16 protein-coding genes are annotated in these 25,469 nt (G+C 61.7%); 4 read left to right on the forward strand and 12 right to left on the reverse strand.

The features are described 5' to 3' along the window. Positions 1-313: 313 nt before the first annotated feature. The 8 genes from ACRC0P_RS00050 to ACRC0P_RS00085 all read right to left on the reverse strand — a co-directional run bounded on the left by ACRC0P_RS00050 (position 314) and on the right by ACRC0P_RS00085 (position 11,675). Positions 314-841 (reverse strand): hypothetical protein, encoded by a 528-nt coding sequence (locus tag ACRC0P_RS00050; protein WP_438627271.1) that lies wholly within the window; start codon positions 839-841, stop codon positions 314-316. A gap of 4 nt (positions 842-845) precedes the next feature. Beyond that, entirely contained in the window at positions 846-1,397 is a 552-nt protein-coding gene (locus ACRC0P_RS00055) for a hypothetical protein (protein ID WP_438627273.1), read from the reverse strand. Between the two features lie 476 nt (positions 1,398-1,873). Next, on the reverse strand, positions 1,874-2,872 hold the full coding sequence (locus tag ACRC0P_RS00060; protein WP_438627275.1) for an XdhC family protein: 999 nt from the start codon (positions 2,870-2,872) through the stop codon (positions 1,874-1,876). 30 nt (positions 2,873-2,902) lie between these two features. After that, positions 2,903-5,062, reverse strand: a complete 2,160-nt coding sequence (locus ACRC0P_RS00065) for a molybdopterin cofactor-binding domain-containing protein (RefSeq protein ID WP_438627277.1) — start codon at positions 5,060-5,062, stop codon at positions 2,903-2,905. Positions 5,063-5,065: 3 nt separating this feature from the next. Then, on the reverse strand, positions 5,066-5,527 hold the full coding sequence (locus ACRC0P_RS00070) for a (2Fe-2S)-binding protein (protein ID WP_438627279.1): 462 nt from the start codon (positions 5,525-5,527) through the stop codon (positions 5,066-5,068). A 403-nt stretch (positions 5,528-5,930) separates the two neighbouring features. Beyond that, the gene (locus tag ACRC0P_RS00075) at positions 5,931-8,060 is read right to left on the reverse strand and encodes a beta-glucosidase (RefSeq protein WP_438627281.1); all 2,130 of its coding nucleotides are present in this window, start codon (positions 8,058-8,060) and stop codon (positions 5,931-5,933) included. A gap of 384 nt (positions 8,061-8,444) precedes the next feature. Then, a complete protein-coding gene (locus ACRC0P_RS00080) occupies positions 8,445-10,793 on the reverse strand; it encodes a TonB-dependent receptor (RefSeq protein WP_438627283.1) in 2,349 nt (782 codons plus the stop codon). A 201-nt stretch (positions 10,794-10,994) separates the two neighbouring features. Further along, positions 10,995-11,675, reverse strand: a complete 681-nt coding sequence (locus ACRC0P_RS00085) for a TetR/AcrR family transcriptional regulator (protein WP_438627285.1) — start codon at positions 11,673-11,675, stop codon at positions 10,995-10,997. 104 nt (positions 11,676-11,779) lie between these two features. Here ACRC0P_RS00085 and ACRC0P_RS00090 point away from each other — a divergent pair, with 104 nt between their 5' ends. Further along, positions 11,780-13,276 carry an MFS transporter gene (locus ACRC0P_RS00090; RefSeq protein ID WP_438627287.1) on the forward strand — a complete coding sequence of 499 codons (1,497 nt, stop codon included), beginning with the start codon at positions 11,780-11,782 and terminating at the stop codon, positions 13,274-13,276. Positions 13,277-13,393: 117 nt separating this feature from the next. Here the strand turns inward: ACRC0P_RS00090 and ACRC0P_RS00095 are convergent, their stop codons facing one another. Both ACRC0P_RS00095 and ACRC0P_RS00100 read right to left on the reverse strand, forming a co-directional pair. Further along, entirely contained in the window at positions 13,394-15,637 is a 2,244-nt protein-coding gene (locus ACRC0P_RS00095) for a TonB-dependent receptor (protein WP_438627289.1), read from the reverse strand. Between the two features lie 468 nt (positions 15,638-16,105). After that, the gene (locus tag ACRC0P_RS00100; protein ID WP_438627291.1) at positions 16,106-16,366 is read right to left on the reverse strand and encodes a hypothetical protein; all 261 of its coding nucleotides are present in this window, start codon (positions 16,364-16,366) and stop codon (positions 16,106-16,108) included. Here ACRC0P_RS00100 and ACRC0P_RS00105 point away from each other — a divergent pair. Both ACRC0P_RS00105 and ACRC0P_RS00110 read left to right on the forward strand, forming a co-directional pair. Further along, the gene (locus tag ACRC0P_RS00105) at positions 16,358-17,914 is read left to right on the forward strand and encodes a carboxylesterase/lipase family protein (RefSeq protein ID WP_438627293.1); all 1,557 of its coding nucleotides are present in this window, start codon (positions 16,358-16,360) and stop codon (positions 17,912-17,914) included. The genes ACRC0P_RS00100 and ACRC0P_RS00105 overlap by 9 nt on opposite strands. A gap of 235 nt (positions 17,915-18,149) precedes the next feature. After that, on the forward strand, positions 18,150-19,907 hold the full coding sequence (locus ACRC0P_RS00110) for a sulfatase family protein (RefSeq protein ID WP_438627295.1): 1,758 nt from the start codon (positions 18,150-18,152) through the stop codon (positions 19,905-19,907). 41 nt (positions 19,908-19,948) lie between these two features. Here the strand turns inward: ACRC0P_RS00110 and ACRC0P_RS00115 are convergent, their stop codons facing one another. Next, positions 19,949-23,137: an efflux RND transporter permease subunit gene (locus ACRC0P_RS00115; RefSeq protein ID WP_438627297.1), complete on the reverse strand. Its 3,189-nt coding sequence runs from the start codon at positions 23,135-23,137 to the stop codon at positions 19,949-19,951. Between the two features lie 12 nt (positions 23,138-23,149). Next, complete coding sequence (locus tag ACRC0P_RS00120) at positions 23,150-24,352, reverse strand: efflux RND transporter periplasmic adaptor subunit (RefSeq protein WP_438627299.1); 1,203 nt, start codon at positions 24,350-24,352, stop codon at positions 23,150-23,152. 319 nt (positions 24,353-24,671) lie between these two features. Between ACRC0P_RS00120 and ACRC0P_RS00125 the strand changes: the two genes are divergently transcribed. After that, the gene (locus tag ACRC0P_RS00125; protein ID WP_438627301.1) at positions 24,672-25,331 is read left to right on the forward strand and encodes a TetR family transcriptional regulator; all 660 of its coding nucleotides are present in this window, start codon (positions 24,672-24,674) and stop codon (positions 25,329-25,331) included. The last annotated feature ends 138 nt before the right edge of the window (positions 25,332-25,469 follow it).

Genomic DNA, 25,469 nt, shown 5'->3' on the forward strand with positions numbered 1-25,469 from the left:
ATGCCACAGTTATTCATGTCAGTCCCCTTCTGGTTTAAGGCGCTTAGCGACCTTGTGTTTCAAAACTCAACCAGTTTAGGGGACTGACCTCCTACTGAGCTAGATCTTGGCTCGCCGCTTTATTACATCTCCTACAAGGTGATTCCCTTAAATCACTGCGGGAGCCCTATGGGTGAGTAGCTACTCGAAAGAAAAATAAAGGGGAAATGTTTATGGAGTGTCCGCCCCCGGTAGCAGAGCCGACGGGGGCCAGGGGCAATTTTTTTAGGATGGGCAAAGCGTAGCGTGCCCATCCTACAAGGAGAAGCTGAAACTACCGCTCGCTCCCTGAAAGCGTTGTAAGTGGCCCGCAAAACCGTGAAAACCGCGCAGGTTCCGGCAGCTCCCGGCAACTGCGGTGGATAGCATTCGCCAGTTGCTCCAACCGGTGAGATTTGGCTCTGCCCTGTATTTCCGTCAGCAGAATGGTTTCCATCCACTGGGTATATTCCAGCAGTTCTTCGAAAAGCTGTTCCGAGCCCGGCGGGAGGGCGCGCCGGTCCAGTTCGCCGGCGAAGAGAAATACCCGACAGAAGCGCGCAATGGCAACCGTATTGTCACAAAGCTGCGCCGGCTCCATGCCCAGTACCCATTGCACCTGCCAATAGGCCAACTCCGCAACGGTGTGGGAATCTTCCGGCAGCTCCCGTTGAACCCGGACTCCCAATTCGCTAATTCGTATCCTGTCGGACATCTGCTCCACAAACCTCTGCAGGCGGGGCCAGATAGTTTCCGTTTCCCGGCACCATTCCCGGCACAGCCCGATAATCGCGGGCACAGTCGTCGATGTCTTTTCCATCATCGCCTCAAAAAGCCTCTGCTGGGAAGAGCCTGGCCCCGACGGCCCGTCCGCTTTCCGCGCCTTCGATATGCGCCAGGTAGCACTGCACAAAATACTTCAGGAGCCTGAGATATTCGCTGAAATCCCCGTTGTCCAGCGCATCCGGATTCACTGGCGGATAGCCCCGCCGCGTGAGATCCGCCTGGTGCTTCTGCGCCAATATCACTGCCAGCTGTTTCAAGCGATCCTCGCGCAGTTGCGTGCTTAGGAGGCTGCCTTCACAACCCCGCTCCACGTAGGCGGCGGCCCGCTCGCGGAAGGTGGAGACGAAGAGGCGGGCGGTAGGGCTCAGGACTCCATGTGAATATTGCAGGGAGGCGAGCAGGCTGTCGAAAACATCGAAGGACTGCACCAGATCGCGTTGGGCCTCGGCCAGGGCATAGCCGTACTCCTCGGGGCCAGCCGAGGTTGCCAGCACCCACTCGACACGTTTTTTCAGCACCGATACCTGGCCCAACAAGCAGAGCGGCGGCACCAGGGCCGCGGCCAATAGGAAAAGCAGAACTATCTCGAACATTTCACTATCCTTGAATTGATATGGGGTCATCTGACAACCCGGCGGATTCAGGCCACAGAGCAGCAAAGCAGGTCCCGCGGCTTTTTCCACCGGGAAAAAGCGCGAAATGTCGTTCTTCTTAGTCGTTCTTCTTGGGAGCGTTTTGTTCCGGGCGCAGCCGTCCAGCATCCATCAACTGCGGGGGCGGGGTACGTCGCACGGGCGACATCGATGCCAAAATTGCGCGGCGGACTATACAGAGATGGCCAGGCCAGAACCAGACAGCTGGCGCGGGATTCCTGATATACCATAGAAAACTGCGATGCAGTTTTATGATTGGCGCGAAAGCGATTTTTTCGGATTTGCCCCGCAAGGCTGCGGGGCACTATTGTGGCTTACATGTAAACGGGCAGGGAATTGAAGGAGAAGAGCCTGGGGGGCGCCCGGGAGCATATTTCCCTGCTCGCGACATTTCTGTAACGGCAGGCAGGCGATCCTCACTGGACCACCGCCTGCAGTCGGGCGCTCTCCGCCTGGCGGTGTAGCACGGCGTGACATTCAGCCAGGATCGACAGCGCGATACTCTCCGGCAGTTGCCCGCCGATTGGCAGCCCGGCCGGGCCCGATACCGGGCAGCCCAGTTCGTTTTCACGCAGCTCAGCCCGTTCCAGCACCTGATGGAAACGGTGGCGAGGTCCAAGCAAGGCGATGTGTTTGAGCCCGCTGTCGTGCAGATGCCGCAACCCCCGGGCGTCGAGATCGATGTTATGTGCCATCAGCACGGCCGCATCGACGCTGTGCTCGAGGGCATAGCGGCCGAGCTGGCCAATATCCCGGAGGACCCGATCCGCATCCGGGAAATGCTCGGCACGGGCGTTGGCTGGGCGCGGGTCTGCCAGCGTCACCTGCCAGCCCAGTGTCTTGGCGATACGCACCAGCGGGCGGGCGTCGAGACCGCCGCCCACCACCAGCAGGTGGGGCTCGGGCAGGATCGGCGTGACCAGCCAGCCATCGTCGATCCGGCTGCGTTGCAATAGGCGCAGCTCTCTAGTTTGGCCAGCTTTGCCGGCCTGGAAACGGGCCAGCCTGCCGCCGATCTGCTGGTAGTAGACGCCGGGCTGCCGCTTGCCCAGGGCGGCCGCCACCGCCGGCAGGTCCAGGTCGTTATCCTCCGAGAGCGGCTGCAGCATGATGTACACCTTGCCGCCGCAGCCGATGCCGAGGCGGAACGACAGGTCGTCCTCGTCGCTGCCATCGTAGACCAGGGTCAGCGGCTTGCCGCTGAGCATCACGCGGCGAGCGTTGCGGACGATGTCGGACTCCAGGCAGCCGCCGCTGAGCAGTCCGAACTGCTGACCCAGGCCGTTGACCAGCATCATCGCGCCCGCCTTGCGGTAGGCCGGGCCCTCGGTCCTGTAGACCGTGCCCAGCACCCACTGGGCGTCATGCCGGGCGTTAAGCCAGGCATCCAGCAGGTCGGAGAGTTGGTTGCTCATGGCCGCCCCCCTCTTTACGCAAGTGTCCGGCTAGACAAAGCTGAAACCGGCTTTGGTCATCGGCAGCTCGGTGATCCGCTTGCCAGTGTGGGCGAAAATGGCGTTGGCCACCGCCGGTCCGGTCGGTGGCACGCCGGGTTCGCCGACGCCGGTGGGCGCCTCCGCCGAACCCACGATGGTCACCGACACCTCGGGCATATCCGGCATCCGCAGCGGCTGGTACTGCGGGAAGTTGTCCTGTATCACCTCTCCGTTGTCGAGGGTGATCTCGTTGCGCAGGATCGCCCCCAGGGCGAAGCCGGTGCCGCCCTCCATCTGGGCCCGGATCACGTCCGGGTTGAGCGCCACACCGCAATCCACGGCGACATACAGCTTGTCCACATGCACCTTGCTGCCGTCCACGGATATATCCGCCACCACGGCGACGAAGGTATCGAAGGAGTAGTGGGCGGCGAAACCCCGTTTCTGTCCCGGCCGCCAGCCCGCCAGGTCGCGCGCCGCCTCGATCACACCCGCCAGCCTTGCCTGCTCCTTATTCTCCCGGTCCAGCAGCGACAGGCGCAGGGCAATGGGATCTTCGCCTCTGGCGTGGGCGAGCATATCCAACAGGCTCTCCATGGCATAGGCGGTGTGGGAGTTACCTACCGAACGCCACCACAGAACCGGTACGGGGGAGTGAAAGTCGCTGACACCCACTGCCATATTCGGCACCCGGTAGAGCGTGTCGGCGACGCCTTCGACGGTAGTGTGGTCGATGCCGTTGTGGACCATGGCGCTTTCGAAGGGCGAGCCCTTGATGATCGATTTGGCGGCGACACGGTGATCCCAACCCAGGATACGGCCCTCGGCATCCAGCCCGATGACCGCTTTGTGCAAGGCCATGGGGCGGTAGTAACCGCCGTGTATATCGTCCTCGCGGCTCCACAGCAGTTTGACCGGTGTCTTCCGCTCCAGCAGGGCGAAGGCCATCGCGGCTTCGACATGGTAGTCGGCGCCCGGCGTAGCGCGACGCCCGAAGGAGCCGCCGGCATACAGCGTCTCGATTTCGACCTGTTCCGGCTTCAGCTTCAGCACCCCGGCCACAGCGCCGTGTGCGATGGTCGGGAACTGGCAGCCATCGTGTACCCGCACGCCGTTGGCGGTTGGCTCGACCACACACACCAGCGGTTCCATCGGCGCGTGGGCCAGGAAGGGGAACACAAACTCCGCCTCGATCCGCCGGGCCGCGCCGGCAAGCGTCGGTTGTACGGCGTCGGTGCTGACTTCACGGGCCTGGAACTGTGGCTTGTCCGCCAGTTCGCGGTGGGCCTGGATCAGCGCGTCAGAGCTGCGTGTCTCGGCATTGGCAAAATCCCACTCCGCCTCGATCGCCTGACGGGCCTTAAATGCGGCCCAGGTGTTCCTGCCGTATACAGCCACGCCGGCGCCGTTCGGCAGCGCCTTGGCATCGACGAAGCCCGGTACCTTGGCGGCCTCACGGGCACTGAACTCGGTCAAGGTGCCGCCAAATTTGGGGCTGCGCAGGATTACGGCGTAGACCATGCCGGGCAGCTTTACATCCATGGCGAACCTGGCGCTGCCATCGGTCTTGTCCTGGGAGTCCTTGCGTGGCAGTTTCGCCTGGCCGATCAACTTGAACTGCTCCGGCGATTTCAGCCGGGGTTCCGGGTTGGGCTCCAGCGTCGCGGCCAAGCGGATAAAGTCACCGAACCTGCCCTTGCGATTGCCGGCGCTGATCACCCCTTTGTCGATACGGATCTGCTCGACAGCGACGCCCCACTGCCGGGCGGCGGCGCGCACCAGCAGGTCGCGGGCGGTGGCGCCGGCCTGTCGGTACTGCCTATAGGAATTGGCGATGGCGGTCGAACCGCCGGTGCCCTGGGCACCAAAAAACAGGTTCTTGTATTTTTCGGTATCCGACGGCGCAAACTCGATGCGCACGGTGGCCCAGTCAGCGTCCAGCTCTTCGGCGACCAACGTGGTCAAACCGGTACTGGTGCCCTGCCCCATCTCGAAATGCTTCAGAATCACGGTCACCACGCCTTCGCTGTCGATGCGGACGAAGGGGTTGAGCGCGCTGTCTTCATAGCCGGCGGCCAGCAGCCCCTTGGGCGTAAAGCCGACCATCAGCGCGGCGGCACCGGCCGCAGTGGCCTTCAGGAATCCGCGGCGGGAAATATCGGTCGTCATGGTTCAGGCCTCCAGCTTCCCGGATGCCAGCTTGATGGCGTCCTTGATCCGTACATAGGTGGCGCAGCGGCAGACGTTGCCCGACATGAAACTGTCGATCTGCTCATCCGTCGGTTTCGGGTTCTGGCGCAGCAGGCCCACCGCCGACATGATCTGACCGGACTGGCAGTAACCACACTGCACCACATCCTTTTCGCGCCAGGCGGTTTGCACTGCCGTGGCAACGGGGTCATTCAAACCCTCGATGGTGGTGATCGCGCTGCCGACCGCTGCTTCGATCGGGGTGACGCAGGAGCGGGTGGGACTTCCGTTCAAGTGGACGGTACAGGCGCCGCAGGTGGCGATGCCGCAGCCGAATTTCGTGCCGGTCAGTTCCAGTTCGTCCCGGATCACCCAGAGCAGCGGGGTGCCGGGCTCGGCGTTCAGGGAGCGCGCTTGGCCGTTGATTTTCAGTTGGTACTCCATCCTGACCTCCTGCTGTTGTATTGGTATATGGGCGGTGGAAGGATCGATGCGCCGACAGGGTCGAGCAGAAGATTTTCAATATAGGTGAGGATTGAGGTCAAGCGAATGCACAAAAATCCACACCTCTTGCCCAAAACTCTCAAGCGCCTGCTTGCAGGCTCCAACAAGTGGCCGTCGGCCTTTTTACAGGGCCTCTAAGAGCCTGTTTGGACTCTTGCACGGAACTCTCCAGGGCCGGGTGGGGGGCCGCTTTCCGGGACCGTATGAGGCATGGATGCCGATTACGAGCGTACAAGGACGTATTTAAGGGGGGCGCCCAGCCCGTGTCCCGGAAAGCGGCACCCCACCCGGTCCCGCACTGAGACCGAATCTTTGAAGACTTTAAACAGGCTCTTACACCACGCTAGAAACCGAGGTTGATTTCTTGCTCGAATTCGACGATTTCCTGCATTGCCTCAGCATCTGCGCTCGAGCACCCTACACTGACGCAATGCGGGCCCCGCTCTATCTTCCAGCATTCATTGCTCGGGTCGAACCATGCGAGGTCCTCCAGCGCAATGTGGAAGCAGATGCAACGGCTCTCTCCCGGGTTCAACTCGACACGCTCAAAGCCGCGCAGACTTTTGCGTGGTCGTTGTGCCGCGAGGCCGGGCCAGCCGATATAGAGTTGCGGCGTGTCTATTCCTTTACAGTTGCCCGTATTGGTGACGATCACTTCCGCGTTCAACCCGCGCTCACTGCGGACCACCGACAGCCTCGAATAACGGAAACTGGTGTAGCCCAGACCGTATCCGAATGGAAACCTGGGGCGCAAATGTTCCCGCTCAAAAAGCGGGTAGCCGTGCCAATAGCCGTAGTCGATTTGCGCGGCGTCCGGGTCGAAAAAGGGATAATCGGCCGCGTCCCGCGCCACCGTGAATGGCAGGCGCCCACTGGGGCAAGTCTCGCCAAACAGCAACCGGGCAAGCGCCGTACCACCCTGCATGCCGGCATAAAATGTCTGCAGTACCGCGGGCACCGCGTGAATCCACTCTTCCACCATGACCGCCGAGCCAGACACCAGCACAACAAGGGTGTGGGAGTTGTTGCTGGCCAGGCTTCGAATCAGGGCGATCTGCTCATCGGGCAGGGAGAGGGAGCGTCTGTCACCGCCTATGTCCCGCCCGCCGCTGCGCTGCTGCGCCTCCGATAATATGGATGAGAGGCGTTCCGGAAAATTGTCCTGTCCGAGATTGACATCGCCCGGGATGTACTCCCCCTCTTCTTCCGCCGTGTAGCCGACCACCACGACGGCGGCATCGAAATCCCGAGCGGCCCGACCGGCAGCGGCCGGATCCTGTTCGTCCCCGGCAAAAATGACGCGGCCAGCGCCCAGATAGTCGGCAAGGCCCTCGAGCGGCGTGACAACATGGGGCGCATTGACCCGAGAAGAGCCATTATCGCCGGTATTGGCCAGTGTCGCCAGGCGGCCGAAAACGCCGAGTTTGCGCACCTCAGAGCGGGCCAACGGCAGCAGCTGCCGGTTTTGCAACAGAACCGCGGATTTTTCCGCGGCTTCCAGCGCGAGCTGCACATGGGGCCTCGACGCCACAAGATCCAGCGAATAGTCGGGAAGCGGATCCGCGGTGCGCGCCACCTTGTCCAGCACCGAAAGCACCCGGCGCAGGGCGCGATCCACGTACCGGGTGTCGATGTCGCCCGCCAGAATGGATGCCAGCAGCATTTCACCGAACCATACGGGTTCCGGATTTTCGATATCCAGGCCGGCGGTAATGGCATCCGGTCCGTAAAGGCCGAGCACCCAGTCCGAGTGCACAAAACCCTCGAAGCCCCACTCATCGCGCAATATGGTGGTAAGCAGATGCCGGTTGTGGGCGCAGTAGTCTCCGTTGACCTTATTGTAGGCGCTCATCACCGACAGGCAGCCGGCCTCGATCACCCTGCGGAAATGGGGCAGATATACTTCCCTCAATGTGCGCTCTTCCACACGGACATCGACGTTAAAGCGATTGTTTTCCATGCTATTGAGGGCGAAGTGCTTGACTGTGGCGATCACATTGTGGCGCTGGGTGCCGCAGGCTAGCGCTGCGCCCATCTCTCCCAGATGATAAGTGTCCTCGCCGTAGGTCTCCTGAGCGCGCCCCCAGGCGGGGTGGCGCAGCAAGTTAATGCACACATTGGCAAGCAGGTTGACACCCTGTGCGCGCGCTTCTATACCCATGGCCTCGCCAATGCGATGTTCCAGAGCGCGATCGAAAGTCGCGCCACGCGCCATGGAGCACGGAAAGCAGGTGGAGGCGCCCACCGTTACTCCGCGAGGGCCGTCACTGAATTGCAGGCCCGCCATACCCAGCCTGGCGTTAGCGCCCCCTGCGGGATAGGGCCGGGCACCCCACTGCTTCGTTTCCGCGTGGATTTTGTAAAAGCCGCTCCCGGACAACATCTCGACTTTTTCCCGAAGGGACAGGGTGTCGAGAACCGCTTCAGGGTCGAGCGCGTTGGTTTTTTTTTGCTGATCGAGAAAGGTATCCATTGGACTCAAGACTGTTGGAAAAAAAAAAGCAGCGGCTGCTTGTGCCCAGCTCACCTCCGGGTTCACCGCTGCAAATGGAATTGGGCGAAGGGTGGCGCCATACAGCTAGTGTGGTGTCTCATACTAAATGCGGTTATCAGCGGGCCGCTAAGCGGCCAGATGCAAGGCGCATTTGCGCTGGCGTAGTTGTTCTACGTCAAGCAAATGCAACGCCGCAGATGGCTGCTTAGCGGCCCGCCCGGAGGGAGCCCCCCAAATCGTCCACAGCTGCGTTGCCGCTCTTGAAAAGGGCACGCCATTCCCTGCGAGCGGCGCCTAACTGTGAACAATTTGGGGGGCTCTGATAACCACATTTAGTATGAGACACCACACTAGAGAGACGAGTCAGAATTGGTAATCGAAACCGACACCCACAATCCGCGGAGCACCGAACACCTCGAAGGCACCGGCAGGGCTAGTGCCGCCGGCGTTGGTGCGATACTCCTCGTCCAGCAGGTTGGTCGCATAGGCGGAGACGGACCAGTCGCCGTCCAGCCCACCGATACGGGTGCGCAGATTGACCAGGCTGTAGGCGCCCTCGGTTGTGATGAAAGCTTCTTCCGGCTGCGCGACCAGGGAAAGATCCTGCTCACCACGATAGCTGTATTCGAGCTGCACGGCGCCGAGCAGGGAGTCGCTGAGGGCTGTTTCGTAACGCGCCAGGAGATTGGCGGTCAGTTCCGGCTGGTTGGGAACCCGCGCTCCTTCAAGGGGCACCGCGTTGGAGGTACGGAAGAGATTCGCCACCGTCTGGGCGGACTCGACGATTTCGCTCTCCAGCCACACAATGCCCGCGTGAATGATCAGGGGATCTATCGGACTCCAGAGGGTTTCCAGTTCAACGCCGACTGCCTCCACATCGCCAATGTTGGTCAGGCGCGCGATGGGCACAATGCCGTTCGGATCCAGCCCGTTTGCCTGTACATCTTCCCTGTCATAGTAAAAAACCGATCCGTTGACGCGCAGACTCTGCGCGGGAAAATCGGACTTGAAGCCGGCCTCGCAGGCGGTGATGGTTTCCTCGTCGAAAGGCACCAGCTGGGCGTTGGCGGTGGCAAAACCGCCGAAATAACCACCGGACTTGAAGCCCTCGGACAGGGACAGGTAAAACAGCGAGTCGTTGCCCGACGAATATTCCAACGCCACCTTGCCGCTGATGGGGCTGTAGCTGGTGCCGGCATCGTCGGCGCTTGCCAGCACCACGCCCACCTGAGGCAGGAAGGTGGAGCCATCGAAACCTTTCTCTTCATCCGTGTAGCGGGTTTCCAACACCAGGTTAAAGGGGTCGGCAAACTGCCAGTCGGCCCGGCCGTAGGCTGCGAAGGCTTTCGTGGTCTGGGTGTATTGCTGCGCAACGCGAGTCAGCCCTCCCAACGTAGAGGATAGGAGGCCGGAATCGGCGAACAGCAGGGTATCCTCCACCTGCTCATCCTCCGCGTAGCTTGCGCCGAGCACCCAGGCGAAGTTGCCGCCGTCATCGTGGCGCAGGCGGAATTCCTGGGACCAGGCGGTGATTTCGGTGTTGTAATCGATTTCCTGCTGCCGGTCCGGCATGGTGTCCTGGTCGATGTAGCGACCGTAGTCGAAGGTGTCATAGGCGGAAATGGACTTGAAGCTAAAGTTCCCGAACTCCCAGCTCCCCTGCAGCGAAGCACCCCACCAGCTGTTGTCCAGTTGCGGCCTGGACAAGCTGGCGCTGTCATACCGGGAGTTGAAACCCAGTTCATCGGGGGTCTGGCCGCTCAGGGTTTCGCAGCGCGATGGTGCGCGGCCACCGGCGAGAATATCGCTGCAGATAAAGTTCATGTCGCTCAGTTGCTGGCTCAGGATGGCGGAGTCAGCAGTGTCCTGGACTCCCTGGGCCGCGGCGACACGCCCTGTACCCGGTTCGTAGAGTCCAATGCCGCGACCCAGGGCAATTTCTGACTGATCGCTACCGGCGTGCACCTTGAACAGAAGATTGGTGGATTCACTGGGGTTGAACTCAAGCATGCCGCGCGCGCCCCAGCGATCTTCCTCTCCGTGGTCAAAATGGCCGGTGGTGCTGTGAAAATAGGTATCGTCGGAAGTGATCCGCTTGCCGCTCAGCCGGAAAGCCAAGGTGTCGCTCAAAGGGGTGCTGACCACGACCTCGGTATCCAGGCGGTTGTATTCCTCATAATTGATCGAGACGGAGCTTTCGAACTCTTCAAAGTTGGGCCTGGCGGAAATGATCTGCACAGCCCCGCCCACCGCGTTGCGGCCGTAGAGACCACCCTGGGGCCCCTTGAGTACCTCCACGCGCTCCAGGTCGAACAGCGTGGCTACGCTCTGGGCGACGGTAACCTGATAGATCTCGTCCACGTACTGGGCGGTGGTCGGTGTGTCATTGATGCGAAAATTCTGCAGGCCCACGCCGCGGATAAGGAGCACTGGGACGCCCCCTGCGTCGGAATTGAAAAATCCGGTGCCGGGCACCACATTTGCCAGGTCTTCCACACTGTCGACACCCATCTCGCGAATCGCATCGCCGGAAATGGCGTTGATGGTCTGGCCAATGCTCTGCACAGTCGCTTCCTGTTTGGTGGCCGTGACAGTCACCTGCTCCAGGACCTCCTGGCCCGCATGGGTATTCGTTTGCGCCACCGCGCCCGGCACAAGGCCGAGCCCCAGGGCGATTGCGGAACTCAGGGGCAACACCTGCTTCTGATTCATGGCACCCTCCTCCCTGTCTTGTCGCTTATTGCCTACACACAAAACCATCCGCTCGGATGATTTGCTTTCTCGGGCAGCTTGTCAAGCAAATAGGTTCAGGGCCGCCGGCCCTGCCAAGCGCAATCGTACAGGGGGGCCACAGAGACAGCCCGGCAATACCGGGCGACAGAGAGAAGGGGGCTGGGAGGAGCGGTCAGCGGGTCAATTTTTCAGCCAGTCGGGAAGCGCTGGCCACCGCTTGTGTCCGGCGGGTTCCAGGCGCAGGAGGAGCGAAAGCACCGAATCCACATGGGCCTCTACGGCGGGCTCGGATAGCATGTCGACGCCGTAAACCTCTTTCGCTTCCGGGGCCAGCACGAAAGGCATCTGGCAGATGGCCGCCACCGTGAACATCAGGGACGGCAGCCAGGCCTGCGGCAAATTGCCCTTTTCCATATGGCGCCGGATGGGTGCCGCATAAATGGCGTGCCCGGGCTGGATGAACTCCTGCGCCATCCACTGCAGGCGTTCGCCGCCGTGCACCGACTCGGAGATCATAATGCGCGCGTGTTCCGGATGCCTGGCGCAGTAATGGATGTAGCGGCGCAGGAACTCCCGCAGTCCCTCCAGGGTATCGAGACTGGCCAGCTCGCCTTCGGCAACGCCCAACTCGGCACGCAGGCGGGCAAACATGTCGCGCACCGCTTCCCGCCACAGATTATCCTTGGTGGCGAAATGGTAGCGAATCATCGCATGGGACACGCCGCAATCCCGGGCGATATCGCGCAGGCTTGTGCCGGAAAAGCCGTTCTCAGCGAAATGCTGGCGGGCGACATCGAGAATTTTCTCCCGGGTCGCCTCCGCCCGCTCCTGGAGGGGTTTACGGATTGCTCTGGTTGTCATATAAATATCATCCACTTGGATAGTTCGCCACTACCACTAATAGCCTGCGCAATCGATCGGGGAGGGAGTGGCAGCGTATTCTATCACCCCGCCCATCGAGCCTGATGAATATGATCCGCCAGGCACCGCGGGTGCGGCAATGGATGGCCAGAGAAAAAGTGAAAAGGGAGAACTGGTTGGAAACCTATCGGGAAGTACAGTATGCGGAGGGAGCCGACAGGCCGACGGGCATTGGCACCCGCCTGGCACCACAAACCCTGGCAGGCTACGGCGTCGGGGATGCCGGGCTCAACCTCCTGTGGTCCAGCACTTCTTTCTACCTGCTCTTTTTTTACACAGACGTACTCGGCGTGAACGCCGCCACCGCGGGCCTGATCATCCTGGTGGCCATGATCTGGGACGCCGTGACGGACCCCGTAATGGGCTACTACGCGGAGAAAACCCGCAGCCGCTGGGGAAGCTACCGCCCCTATCTGTTGTTCGGCAGCCTGCCGCTGGGCGCATCTTTCCTGGCCATGTTCGCCGCGCCAGTTTTCGCCGGGCAGGCCAGCGCCGGGGCTTTGCTGCTGACCCATATGCTTTTCCGCAGCTTCTACACCATAGTATCCGTTCCCTACAGCGCGCTTTCCGCACGGCTGACCGCGGATTCGTTACAGCGCGGGCGGGTCAGCGCCGCGCGCATGATCTTTGCCACCCTCGGGGCCCTGGTGGTCGCACGTTACACTCTGGAAATCGCCGACACCCTGGGCGGCGGCGACAGGCGGACTGGCTTCGTTGGCGTGGCAGCAATCTATGGCGGCCTTGCGGCACTGATGTGCCTGATTACTTTTTTATCCGCCACGGAAGCCCGCCAGCAAGTGGCAGTCAGCCCCCCGAACCCGCGCCAAGCCGCCACCGCGTTTCGTAACAACTGGCCCTTCGCCCTGCTCTTGCTGGCGGTCCTCGCCTACACAACCGCCACCAATATCTTCCTCAAAGGCGCGGTCTATTACCTGAACTATACCGCCGAGGCCGCGTCCGCTGCCATTGGCCAGAGTCTGGCCGCCTATGTCATCGCGGCGACCATCTCCATCCCGCTGTGGTCCTTTTCTGCAGAGTTGCTCAACAAGCGATTTGTCTGGATCGGGGCCAGCGGTCTCCAACTCGCGGTTTTGATCGCCTTCTACCAGTTGCAGCCCGCCTCGACAGCCGCGGTGACCGCCATTATGGCCGTCTACGGCATCGGCGCGGGCGGATTCGTGCTGAGCATCTGGTCCATGTTGCCGGATACGGTGGAATTCGGTCAGTACAAGAGCGGCCTCCGCGCCGAATCGCTGCTGTTCGGGCTGATGGCTCTCACCCAGAAAATCGCCCTCGGCATTGGCATCGGCGGTCTGGGCCTGCTGCTGCAGTGGGCAGGCTATCAGGCCAACAGCGCGGAGAACGGCGCCACTCTCGACGAAATTCGGCTGATCATGACTGCAATGCCCGCGCTCTTGACCTTGGCGGCAGGCGTGGTGATGGTCTTCTATCCGATTGACCGGGCATTTCACTCGAAACTCTGTGCGGGAATCGAGTCCCGCAGCCAGATTCCCGACAATCAGAAAGTGACCGCGAGATAGAAACATACAAGTTCTTCTCCACCGCGTTTTGCGCTCCTGAGTGGTCGATAAAACGGCGGGATTTCTTACAACCTCTGTTCAATAAGCCCTGGCTGGCAAAGCCTTTTAACGCGGCGCTCAGAAATTCCAACTGAGATCCAGGCCCAGGGTTCTGGGTCTGTTGGTGGGTACTGATTCAAAACCCGGCCCCTGGCGATCTATTAAATACACGACGCTTTCGTCCAGGAGGTTGTGGGCGAAAAGGGAGATACTGTAACTGTCGCCAATCACCAGACCGGCGCGCATATCCAGCAGATCGTAAGACGGAAGCCTTACGTCCAGGTCCGTATTGAAATCGTTGAGCCTTTCGCCGACGTATTTGTAGCTGGCGCTGGCAAACAGCTCCATTCCCGCCGGCAGCGGCTTACGCCAGTTGGCCGCCAGGGCGAAATTCTCTTTCGCGGAGCCCGGCAGGGAGTCGCCTTTTTTACCGGAAAGACCGCCGGGAACATCCTGTTTCAACTCGGGGCTGCTCAGGGAACCGCTGAAGGACACATCGAAATTGTCACTGACCTGGTAGACCAGGCTGAACTCCAGCCCGGGGATCGCCGCCTTACCGACATTGGCGGTAGCCCGGGCGAAGGTCACCGAATCCTGTACCACCAGTTGCATGTCGTCCCAGTCCAGGTAATAGGCGGCGACATTGGCTGTTAGCCGGCCGCCCAGCAGGCTGCTCTTGAGACCGATTTCATAGTTCCACAGGGTATCGGAATCGAAGGTGCTGAATGGCGATGTCAGGGTGGGGAAATTGAAGCCGCCGCGCCGGTAGCCCGAGGTGGCGGAGGCATAGCCGAAGAGACCATCGGTGAAACTGTACTCCAACAGCACCTTGTAGGTATTGACATCCTCCTGCGTTTCGAATGTCTGACCTACCAGCGCTGTGGCGCCATTGACCATGTCGAAGAGCCCGCTGGCCTGTAGCCAGCTATCGGAGAACTCGACATCGGAGCGCCGGTAGCCCAGCGTCAGATTGGCGGCGGCGCTCAGGTGGAAGCCCAGCTCGCCGTAGACTGCGGACTCCTCGTGGCCCAAAGCGTGCTGCGCGTCTATCTGAACGGAACCGTCGGTCAGGGGGATAAAACCGAGGGCGAGTGCCGGCTGACCGAAATAGCGTACCAACTGCTGTGTACGCGTATCGGCTTCTTCGCGGTAGGCGCCTGCGATCCAGTCAACGGCCCAGTCTCCCCGGGATACCAGCCGCACTTCCAGAATATCGGTATCGACCACACTGTTGTTGCCGTCGTCGAGGAAATCACAGGCACACCCCTGAGTCAGGCCGATAAACTCTCTCTGGTCCGTCACGCGCTTGAATTTTTCTTCGCTGGAAGTGGCGATCAGGGCCGCGGTAAAGCGGTCGAAAGCGTATTCGATATTGAGGTTGAGAATGTCGTGCTTGTCGGTCTGCTGATCCTCTATACCGGAGACCATATCGCGGCGATCCGCATTGAAGGCCAGGTCGCCGGAGGGTGTGTGGATGGTAGTAACGCGCCCGAGAGCGCCCTCCACCTCCTGGTAGATGTAGCTGAGATCGGCCGTCAATGCCTCCGTCGGCACCCAGCGCAGCGCAGCTCTGCCGCCAACGGTGCCCTCGTCATTGGTGTCCTCCTGCCCCAGCTCAACGTTGTCGATAAAGCCGTCATTCTGGTAGCTGTAACCCACCAGGCGCAGGGCCAGGGTGTCACCCAGGGGCAGATTGGCAAAGCCATGGCCGCCCGCATTGCTGCCGCCATCCTCGGTGTTGGAGAAATAGACCTTGACCCCTGCCGATACTTTATCCGCGGTGGGTTTGTTGGATATGTAGCGCACTATGCCACCCATGGCACTGCGCCCGAACAGGGTACCCTGGGGACCCTTCAACACTTCCACACGGCTCATATCCACCAGGCGTATTTCCGGCGCGCTGGCGCGGGCGGCGGATATGGCAAAATCATCGAAGTAGGTGGCAGTGGTCGCGCTGCCGGCTTCCTGGGTGGAGGTGGCGACGTTGCGAATGATGATGCGGTTGTTGTTCGGACCTGAAGAGATACCAGTAACCCCGGGAACGCCATCGAGCACTTGGCCGATACTGGTGTAGTTGTTTTTTTCCAGCGCGTCTCCGCTGAGGACATTGATCGAAATACCGGTTTCCTGGGCCGTCGCCTCCCTTCGCGTCGCAGTGACCACCACCTCCTCCAACGCCAGTTCCTGCCCCGGGCCGTCCCGTTGTGCGTCGACATTGGTGGACACAACGGCCGCCAGCGCGGCCGCCAGGGGACACAGGCGACACCTGTTCGGCATGACTTTCGCGATGGCTGTTGTCGTTATTTTCTTGTGTTCTCTCATTTTCCTCTCTCCTCTTATTTTTTTGGGATTTCGCTGCGGCATCGACCGCTCAACACCTTCCTCTCTTATCGCTTATTGTTTGATTCATGATCTCGGCGTACACACAAAACCATCCATATGGATGGTTTACCTTCCCAGGCAGCTTGTCAAGCGGATGGGTTCAGGGCCGCCGGCCCTGCCAGACGCAATCGTTCAGGCAACGGGGGCCACAGAGACAGCCCGGCAGTGCCGGGCGACAGAGAGAAGGAGGCGGGAAGGAGCGGTCAGCGGGTCAATTTCAGTCAGTCGGGAAGCCCTGGCCACTGCTTCTACCCCGGCGGGTTCCAGTCGCAGGAATTCCCGCAGTCCCTCCGGTATCGAGGCCGACCAGCGCGCCTTCGGCAACGCCGACTCGGGCAAGCAGGCGGGCAAACATGTCGCGCACCGCTTCCCGCCACGAATTGTGCTTGGTGGCGAAATGGTAGCGAATCATTGCATGAAAACGGCGTAATCCCGGGCGATATCGCGCAGGCTTGCGCCGGAAAAGCGGTTCTCAGCGAAATGCTGGCGGGCGACATCGAGAATTTTCTCCCGAGTCGCCTCCGCCCGCTCCCGGAGGGGTTTACGGATTGCTCCGGTTGTTCTATACATATTATCCAATTGGATAGTTTTTCGATGATTGCCACGCAATCGATCGGGCGTGATCCGGCACTTCTCCTGAAAAAAATAACGAGCCATATCATGCAGCATCCACAACGGACGAAACTCCTCCACCAACTGGCCCTGCTGGCGACCTGCTGGCTGACAATACCGCTCGCGCTTCCGGACTCCCTGGTCCACACACGGTTTGGCGACCTGCGCGGGGAGGCGGTAAACGGCGTGGAGCGCTTCCTCGGCATTCCCTACGCCGCGCCACCGGTTGGCGATCTGCGCTGGCGGGCACCGCGGGATCCACAGCCCTGGCGCGGCGTACTACAGGCGCGGGCCTTCGGCAGCGCCTGCGCCCAGTACGGCAATTATTTCACCAGCAACGATAGCGGCAGCTTCGGCAAAATCTACGGTTCCGAGGACTGCCTCTATCTCAACGTCTGGACCCCTTCCCACAGCGGCACCCCGGGGGAAAAGCGCCCGGTGCTGGTGTTTATCCACGGCGGCTCGGGTACTGCCGGGGCCGCCTCTCTACCGGTCTACGAGGCCAGCCGCCTGTCCCGCGAACTGAACTCGGTAGTGGTCAGCGTCAATTACCGCTTGGGCATCTTCGGCGTCATTCATTTGCCGGCGCTGCACACCGGGGATCCGCGGGAGGATTCCGGCAGCTTTTTCCTGCTGGATCAGATCAAGGCGCTGGAGTGGGTGCAGCGAAACATCGAGGTCTTTGGCGGCGATCCGCGCAATGTCACCGCAATGGGCCATTCCGCCGGTGGCGTCAGCACCTGGTCGATGCTGCGCTCTCCCCTGGCGAAAGGAAAATTTCGGCGGGCAGTGGTGCTATCCGGGATTCCCATGAGCGCGCCTGATTCCGCCCTCGCCGAGCGCAGCGAGACTTTCCTGCGCAATCTACTGCGCGCCGACAGCCCGCTGAAAAATGAAGAACAGTTTGCACAGCTGGTGGCTGACAAGGGGCCGGCGAGCATACGCGATTACCTCTACGCCAAATCCACCGCGGAGCTGCTCGCAGCCGCCCGGGGCCTGCCGGCAAAATCCGGGGCCGGCCACGGTGTGGTACTGGCTGAGAATGAGGATCCGCGCCGGGAATTTGTCAATGCCGTCCCCCTATTGATGAGCAACGTCGCAGATGAAGCCAGCATGCGGGTGGCGAAAAAATACCTGAAACCGAACACCCGGGTGTTCTGGCGCTACCTCAGTGGCGGGGCCCCACTGCAAACCGCCGATTTATTCGATACCTGGCCCTACGCCATCTACCGCGGAAAAACACTGTTGACCAATTTTTATCTGCGCAAGAAAGTCGCGGACAGCGCGAACAGGCTGTCGCAGACCGGGGTGCCCGTTTACCGCTATGTGTTCGCATGGAAGGACATACCCGAGCCTTGGAGAAAACTGTTTGGCGCCTTCCACGGCCTGGATGTTCCTTTTATTTTTGGCAACTTTGACGGGGATTCCCCCAACTACCTGAAATTTGCCTGGACGCGGCAAAATGCCGAGGAGCGCGAGGCCATTCACTATCAGCTTGTCACCGCTCTGAAAGGGTTTATCGAAACCGGCGACCCCAACCGCTATTCCGGGGATCTCCACTGGCCGCGCTGGAACCAGGACGGAGATCTAACACTGGTCCGCTAAAGCGAGCCACCCCGCCGCTCCTACTGGGTTGAGCAGTTACGCTATTACTCAAGTTTCGGGGTTCGAGGACCTGTCAAAGGCGAAAACCGAGGGAAGGTTTCCGGGACAGCCGTAGGGTGCGCCGTGCGCACCGCTCTAGGGCTGGTGGGAGCCCCAGGCTTTTGGTGCGCACGGCGCACCCTACGGTTGAACCCCGAAACTTGAGTTATTACTTGAGACCAGGAGCGATACTTTTATGCAGCTAAACTCGATGGTAAAACGCCGGCTATTGTTGTTCCTCGCCGCGATAGCCGCCCTGTTTCTGGCCTTCTGGTTGATGCAAGCCGCGGGGCCACAGGCGGTGTCCGCGCAGCAGGCGCAGGCACCGCCGGAGCGCAGGACTGCGCCCGTTTACCAACGGCCAAACATCGTGCTGGTGGTGTTCGAGGACATGAGTCCGCGGGTGGGCGCCTACGGCGATGCCCTGGCCAAGACACCCAGCTTCGACCGCATCGCCGCCGAAGGCGTGCGCTATACCAACGCCTTTACCACCGCCGGCGTTTGCGCGCCCAGCCGCGCAGCACTCATCACCGGGCGCTACCAACAGACCATCGGCGCCCAACACATGCGCACGCACAATAGCAAACCGGGATTCACGGGCGGCGGTCCCGCCGAATACATGGCGGTTCCGCCGCCAGAGGTCAAGGCCTTTCCCGAAGTGCTGCGCCGGGCCGGCTATTACGCCATCAATAATGGCAAGACAGATTATCAGTTCGGCGAGCCTTTCACTGTCTGGGACCAGTCAGGTCCAAAGGCCGACTGGAGCGAGCGCCCGGCCGGTTCGCCGTTTTTCTCCATGATCAATCTGTTGACCACCCACGAAGTGTTTCTGTATCCGCCGGACTTCACGCCCAGCTCGGCCACCGATAACGCTGTGGCTGGTCATGTCAGGCGGCAGGCCGCAGCGCGCAAGGCCGTTACCGACCCGGCCGCAGTGACTGTCCCCCCCTACCTTCCGGACACGCCACAAGTCCGCGGTGAGCTGGCGCGACTCTACGACAATACTCACTACACCGACGCCAGGTTGGGCGAGATCTATCAACGATTGCAGCGTGAGGGACTGCTGCAAAACACCATTTTGATCGTCACCACCGATCACGGCGATGGCCTGCCGCGCGCCAAGCGCTCACTCTACGACAGCGGCCTGCGGGTGCCGCTGGTGGTGCGCTACCCCGACGGCTGGGGAGGCGGAGGCGTCAATGAGGAACTGGTCAGTTTTGTGGACCTGGGACCAACCATCCTTTCCTGGGCGGGTATTGACAAACCGGTGTGGATGCAGGGGCACGACCTTTCCTCCACCGCCGATCGGGAGGGCCGTCGCGACTATGTTTTTGCGGCCCGCGATCGCACCGATGAATTGCCGGCGCGCCGGCGCGCCGTGCGCGACCGGCGCTATAAGTACATCCGCAATCTGGATCCGGGACAGCCGTTCACGGGTCACATCGCTTTCCGCGACAGACTCGCGAGCATGCAGGCCTTGTGGCTTGGACACCGGGCCGGAACTTTGCCGCCCGCTGCCGAAGCCCTGTTCGAGCCGCTTCCCGCGGAGCAGCTGTACGATACCCTCACCGATCCGGACGAGGTTCACAACCTGGCGGCAAGCGCCGAGCACCGGCAAACACGGGAGAGGTTGCGCCGGGCACTGGACGAATGGCTGGCGAGGGTCGGCGACCTGCCCTCTATGAGTGAGGAGGAAATGATCCAGGCAATGTGGCCGGATGGTATACAACCGCAAACCCCGAGGCCCAAGGTGCGCGTCCTCGATACCGGCAAGGGGCAGCTGGTGGACGCCAGCGCCGTTGATAACGCGTCCATAGGCTACCGCTTCGCAGCTGACCCCGAAGGTCACTGGCGTCTCTATGTGGCGCCCTTCCCCCTGCCCCCCGGGCAGACGGTGGAGCTCAAGGCGGTCCGCTACGGCTATGCCGAAAGCCCAGTGGTCGAGGTGAAATAACCATGCGCCCCACCGCGGTATCACCCATGGCCATTTTGCGATCAGACGATTTCCACCTCTTCCTCGTCGAGGTGTTTCCCGCGCGCCTCCAGCGCGCCACCGGAATCCGCTTCAGTCGACCGGCGGCCAAAAAGCCGCTGCACCACCACGAAAAACAGCGGAATAAAGAAGATCCCCAGTATTGTGCCCACAATCATGCCGCCCAGCACACCGGTACCGATGGCGCGCTGGGCGCCGGAACCAGCGCCGGTGGCGATGGCCAGGGGCAGTACGCCGAGGCCAAACGCCAGCGACGTCATGATGATCGGCCGCAAGCGGTCGCGCACCGCCTGCATGGTGGCCTGCACCAGTTCCATACCACTCTCCAGGTTCTGCTTGGCGAACTCCACGATCAGGATGGCGTTCTTGCTGGTCAGGCCCACGGTGGTGAGCATGGCCACCTGGAAGTAAATGTCACGCTCCATACCGCGCAGGTTGCTCGCCAGCACCGCTCCGAGAATCCCCAGCGGGGCCATCAGCAGTACCGAGGTGGGCACCGTCCAGCTCTCGTACAGCGCCGCCAGGCACAGGAAGACGACCAGCAGCGACAGCGCATACAGCAGCGGCGTCTGCGCGCCGGCGGCGCGCTCCTCGTAGGACAGACCGGTCCACTCCATGCCGATTCCCTGCGGCAGGGCAGCCACCAGCCGCGTGACTTCTGCCATGGCCTCGCCGGAGCTGACGCCGGGCGCGGCCTGGCCGTTGATCTGCATGGCCGGCACGCCGTTGTAGCGCTCCAGGCGCGGCGAGCCGTACTCCCAGCGGTAGCTGGCAAAGCTGGACAGGGGCACCATCTCGCCCCGATCGTTGCGCACATACCAGAGATTGAAGTCCTCCGGGTCCATGCGGTACTCGGCGTCCGCCTGCATATAGACACGCTTCACGCGGCCGCGATCGATAAAGTCGTCCACATACTGGCTGCCCCAGGCGGCGCTGAGGGTATTGTTGATGGCGCTCAGGGACACGCCCAGCGAAGCCGCCTTGGCGGTGTCGATATCCACCTGGAACTGGGGCGTGTCCTCCTGCCCGTTGGGGCGCACATTGGCCAGCAGCTCGCTCTGTGCCGCGGCGCCGAGAAACTGGTTGCGGGCCGCCAGCAGCGCCTCGTGCCCCAGGGCGCCGTTGTCCTTCAGGTAAAAGTTGAAGCCGTTGGAGGTGCCCAGTTCCATCACCGCCGGCGGCGCGAAAGCATAGGCAATGGCGTCCTTGATCTGCATCAGCGCGCCCATGCCGCGCATGGCGACGGCGCCGGCGCCTTGCGATTCCTCCTCACGCTCACTCCAGTCCTTCAGTTTGACGAAGGCAATACCGGCGTTCTGGCCGCTGCCGGCGAAACTGAAGCCCTGCACGGAGAAGACGGATGCCACCGTATCCTGTTCGTTGTTCAGGAAGTGGTCCTCCACCTTGTGGATGGACTCCATGGTGCGCTCCTGGGTGGCGCCCACCGGCGCCTGCACCATGGAAAAGAGGACGCCCTGGTCCTCTTCCGGCAGGAAGGAACTGGGGGTGTGCAGGAACAGCAGGCCCACGGCTGCGAACAGGGCGGCATAAATTGCCACGAAGCGGCCGCTGCGCGCCAGAATGCCGCGCACGCCGCGCCGGTATTTCTCACTGCCCCGCTCGAAATTGCGGTTGAACCAGCCGAAAAAGCCCCCCAGGAAACCGGAAGTGCCGTGCTCCCCGCCCTTTTTCAAGGGCTTGAGCAGGGTCGCGCAGAGTGCCGGCGTCAACACAATGGCGGCCAGCACCGACAGCGCCATGGCCGATACGATGGTGACGGAAAACTGCCGGTAGATGACACCGGTGGAACCGCTCATGAACGCCATGGGCACGAACACTGCCGACAACACCACGCCGATACCCACCAGGGCGCCGGTGATCTGCCGCATCGACTTTTTCGTGGCCTCCTTCGGCGACAACCCCTCTTCCACCATCACCCGCTCGACGTTTTCCACCACCACGATGGCGTCGTCCACCAGCAGGCCGATGGCCAGTACCATGGCGAACATGGTCAGCATATTCACGGAGTAACCCAGCGCCGCCAGCACGCCAAAGGTGCCGAGCAGCACCACCGGTACGGCGATGGTGGGGATCAGGGTGGCACGGAGGTTCTGCAGGAACAGGAACATCACCAGAAACACCAGTACCACCGCCTCCATCAGGGTGTGAATCACGCCCTCGATGGAGATCTTGACGAAAGGCGTGGTGTCGAAGGGCACCACATATTTGAGCCCCGGAGGAAAGCTCGCCTCCAGTTCGTTCAACTTCGCCTTCACCGCCTCCGCCGTCTCCAGGGCGTTGGCGCCGCTGGCCAGGGAAATGGCCACACCGGTGGCCGGCTGGCGGTTGTAGCGGGTCAGGGTCGAATAATCCTCGGCGCCCAGCTCCACCCGGGCCACCGCCCCCAGGCGCAGCACCGAGCCGTCCGGATTGGCCCGCACCACTATATTGCGGAACTCCTCCGGCGTCTGCAGCCGCCCCTGGGAGTTGACCGACGCGTTGAGCTGCTGCCCCGGCACTGCCGGCGTACCGCCGAGGCTGCCCACGGCCACCTGAGCATTCTGCGCCCGCACTGCCGCGGAGATATCCGCCGGCGTGAGGTTGTAGGTCTTCAGCTTGTTGGGGTCCAGCCAGATGCGCATGGCGTACTTGGAGCCGAACACCTGCACATTGCCCACTCCCTGTACCCGGCTGATCTGGTCCACCAAGCTGGAGGTGACATAGTCGGAGATATCCGTCTTGGACATGCTGCCGTCCGAGGATACAAAGCCGGCCACCATCAGGAAACCGCTGCGCGACTTGCTGACATTGACCCCCTGGCGCTGCACCTCCTGCGGCAGCAGCGGCATGGCCAGTTGCAGCTTGTTCTGCACTTGCACCTGGGCGGTGTCCGCGTCGGTGTCGCTGGAGAAGTTGAGAGTGATCGAGGCGGAGCCATTGGCCTGGCTGGTCGCGGACATGTACAGGAGGCCGTCGAGCCCCTTCATGTTTTCCTCGATTATCTGGGTAACCGAGCCCTCCACCACTTGCGCCGAGGCCCCGGGATATTGGGCGTTGACGGTCACTGCGGGCGGCGCGATATTCGGATATTGCTCGATCGCCAACTGGGTGATCGCCAGGCCGCCGCCGACCATGACCATGATCGCGATCACCCAGGCAAAGATTGGGCGGTTGATAAAGAAACTTGCCACTGCCGGACCTCCTTACGACTCTTGCGCGGTCGGCGCCTGGACTTCTTCGGGCTGGTCCTCGCCGGCGGTGGCCTCGACACCCGCCGGCGTCGCGGCCGGCTGTGCCTCGGTGGCCTGTACCGGCACGCCGGGGCGTACCTTCTGCAGACCCTCGACGATGACCCTGTCACCAGCCTCGAGGCCAGCCTCCACCAGCCATTTGTCGCCGATGGTGCGGCTTACCTGCACCGAGCGCTGGGCCACTGTGCCCTCGCTGGTCACGACCATGGCCGAGGTGCTGCCCTTGGGATCCCGGGCGATGCCCTGCTGGGGTACCAGGATCGCATTTTCGCGCACGCCGCGGCCCACCACCGCGCGCACGTACATGCCCGGCAGCAGCAGGTGCTCCGGGTTGGGCACCACTACCCGCAGCAGCACGCTGCCGGTGGAGGGATCCACGCTGGCCTCGGCAAATTCCAGTTTGCCCTTGTGTTCGTAGGTGCTGCCGTCCTCCAGCAGGATGCTCACCGGCAAGTTGCCGGAGTTTTCCAGGGTGCCGGCATCCAGGGCCTTGCGCAGGCTCAGCAGTTCACTGGCGGACTGGGTCAGGTCCACATAAATGGGGTCCAGTTGCTGCACCCTGGCCAGTGCGGCGGACTGGTTGGCGGTGACCAGGGCGCCCTGGGTCACCGCGGACTTGCCGATGCGCCCGCCGATGGGCGCGCTGATACGGGCGTAGTCCAGTTGAATACGGGCCTGTTGCACCGCCGCCTTGGCCCTGGCCACTTCGGCTTCCGCCTTCTGCAGGGTCGCCTGGGCGCTATCGTTCTCCTGTTTGCTCACTGCGCCGGTCTTCACCAGTTTCGCGATGCGCTCGGCATTCAGGCGAGCCTCGTTCAATGTCGCGCGGGCGCTCTGCAGACTGGCTTTGGCGCTGTCGACATCGGCGCGATAGATGGCGTCGTCCAGTTGATAAAGGGGCTGTCCCGCCTCCACCAGGCCACCCTCGCGGAACAACTGCTGTCCGACGATGCCGTTCACCTGGGGACGCACCTCGGCCACCTTGTAGGGGTTGGTTCGGCCGGGCAGTTCCCGGGTCAGGGTCACCGGCTCCGACTTGAGGGTCACAACAGTTACCTGTGGTGCCATCGACGGCGGAGCAGCGGATTCCTCTCCACAGGCTGTAAGCAGTACTACAGATGCCAATAGCACACTGACGACTTTCTTCTTGAGCATGACTACCTCGGTGAAAGCCCGCCTTCCGGGCGGACCGCGCTTAAGCAAAGGGTTGTACAGGACAGACAGTTCTGTCCTGTTTTGATGGACTGCAGACACTATATTCATGCATGAATGAATATCAAGTATTTGTTCACAGGTGAATATGGATTAGGATGCACCTGTTCCAATGCAGGAGGACGCTCCCAGCGCCCAAATCCTGTATTAGTCGCTATTAACGGCGCCAAATCTACCGACTTCAATTGAAAGTCGGCCAGTAGCCGGGTATCCGAGGCCAACGGAGCAATCGAAAAGCACCCAGAACACAGAGTTCCAAGCAATGGCCAAACGCAGAAAAGAGGAAGCCAGAGAGACCCGCGAGCGCATCCTGGACGCCGCCATCACCGTGTTTCACGAGCACGGAGTCGCCCGCCCTTCCCTGACCGAGATCGCCGAACTGGCGGGGGTCACCCGCGGTGCCGTCTACGGCCATTTCCGCAACAAGGCGGACCTCTTCTCGGCGCTCACCGAGCGGGTGCAATTCCCCGGCGAGAAACTCTGTGAATGCACCGCCGAAGACGTGAAGCGGGACCCGTTGGGTGTGCTGCGCAGCCTCTGGCTGTGGCTGTTCCGGGAGGTGGCCCGCAACCGCCAGTGGCAACTGATCCTGGAAATTGTCTTCCACCGCTGCGAACTGGTGACCGAGAGTGGCGAGATCCACCAACGCCTGATCAAGGGTCACGCCGAGGGAGTCGAACGCGTGCGCGAACTGATTACCGCGGCGGTAACCAGGGGCCAGCTTCCCGCCGACCTGGATATCGAAGTGGTTGTGCCCATGCTGCACGGCGCGTTGGTGGGAGTACTCGAGGACTGGCTGCTGCAGCCGCAGATCGGCGATCTGGGGGAACTGGGGGAGCGCTATATGGATGCGCTGATCGATATGGTGCGCCTCTCGCCCACATTGCGCAGGCGGGATTCAAAACAGTTACCGGCGCAGTGATTCCGTACATCGCCAACTCGAAGTAATGATTCCCTGCTTGAGAGAATGCCCCTGTAGGAGCGGGCCATGCCCGCGATCGATGTGTGCGATGAAGCTGGATTAATAGCGGGCATGGCGCGCTCCTACAGGGAGGACTCT

The organism is Microbulbifer sp., from assembly GCF_051659245.1.
Taxonomy (GTDB): domain Bacteria; phylum Pseudomonadota; class Gammaproteobacteria; order Pseudomonadales; family Cellvibrionaceae; genus Microbulbifer.

What these genes read in the sequence shown, in the direction of transcription:
- ACRC0P_RS00050 (WP_438627271.1), bottom strand. Translation starts at nt 841, where the DNA reads ATGATGGAAAAGACATCGACGACTGTGCCCGCGATTATCGGGCTGTGC.
- ACRC0P_RS00055 (WP_438627273.1), bottom strand. Translation starts at nt 1,397, where the DNA reads ATGTTCGAGATAGTTCTGCTTTTCCTATTGGCCGCGGCCCTGGTGCCG.
- ACRC0P_RS00060 (WP_438627275.1), bottom strand. Translation starts at nt 2,872, where the DNA reads ATGAGCAACCAACTCTCCGACCTGCTGGATGCCTGGCTTAACGCCCGG.
- ACRC0P_RS00065 (WP_438627277.1), bottom strand. Translation starts at nt 5,062, where the DNA reads ATGACGACCGATATTTCCCGCCGCGGATTCCTGAAGGCCACTGCGGCC.
- ACRC0P_RS00070 (WP_438627279.1), bottom strand. Translation starts at nt 5,527, where the DNA reads ATGGAGTACCAACTGAAAATCAACGGCCAAGCGCGCTCCCTGAACGCC.
- ACRC0P_RS00075 (WP_438627281.1), bottom strand. Translation starts at nt 8,060, where the DNA reads ATGGATACCTTTCTCGATCAGCAAAAAAAAACCAACGCGCTCGACCCT.
- ACRC0P_RS00080 (WP_438627283.1), bottom strand. Translation starts at nt 10,793, where the DNA reads ATGAATCAGAAGCAGGTGTTGCCCCTGAGTTCCGCAATCGCCCTGGGG.
- ACRC0P_RS00085 (WP_438627285.1), bottom strand. Translation starts at nt 11,675, where the DNA reads ATGACAACCAGAGCAATCCGTAAACCCCTCCAGGAGCGGGCGGAGGCG.
- ACRC0P_RS00090 (WP_438627287.1), top strand. Translation starts at nt 11,780, where the DNA reads ATGAATATGATCCGCCAGGCACCGCGGGTGCGGCAATGGATGGCCAGA.
- ACRC0P_RS00095 (WP_438627289.1), bottom strand. Translation starts at nt 15,637, where the DNA reads ATGAGAGAACACAAGAAAATAACGACAACAGCCATCGCGAAAGTCATG.
- ACRC0P_RS00105 (WP_438627293.1), top strand. Translation starts at nt 16,358, where the DNA reads ATGCAGCATCCACAACGGACGAAACTCCTCCACCAACTGGCCCTGCTG.
- ACRC0P_RS00100 (WP_438627291.1), bottom strand. Translation starts at nt 16,366, where the DNA reads ATGCTGCATGATATGGCTCGTTATTTTTTTCAGGAGAAGTGCCGGATC.
- ACRC0P_RS00110 (WP_438627295.1), top strand. Translation starts at nt 18,150, where the DNA reads ATGCAGCTAAACTCGATGGTAAAACGCCGGCTATTGTTGTTCCTCGCC.
- ACRC0P_RS00120 (WP_438627299.1), bottom strand. Translation starts at nt 24,352, where the DNA reads ATGCTCAAGAAGAAAGTCGTCAGTGTGCTATTGGCATCTGTAGTACTG.
- ACRC0P_RS00125 (WP_438627301.1), top strand. Translation starts at nt 24,672, where the DNA reads ATGGCCAAACGCAGAAAAGAGGAAGCCAGAGAGACCCGCGAGCGCATC.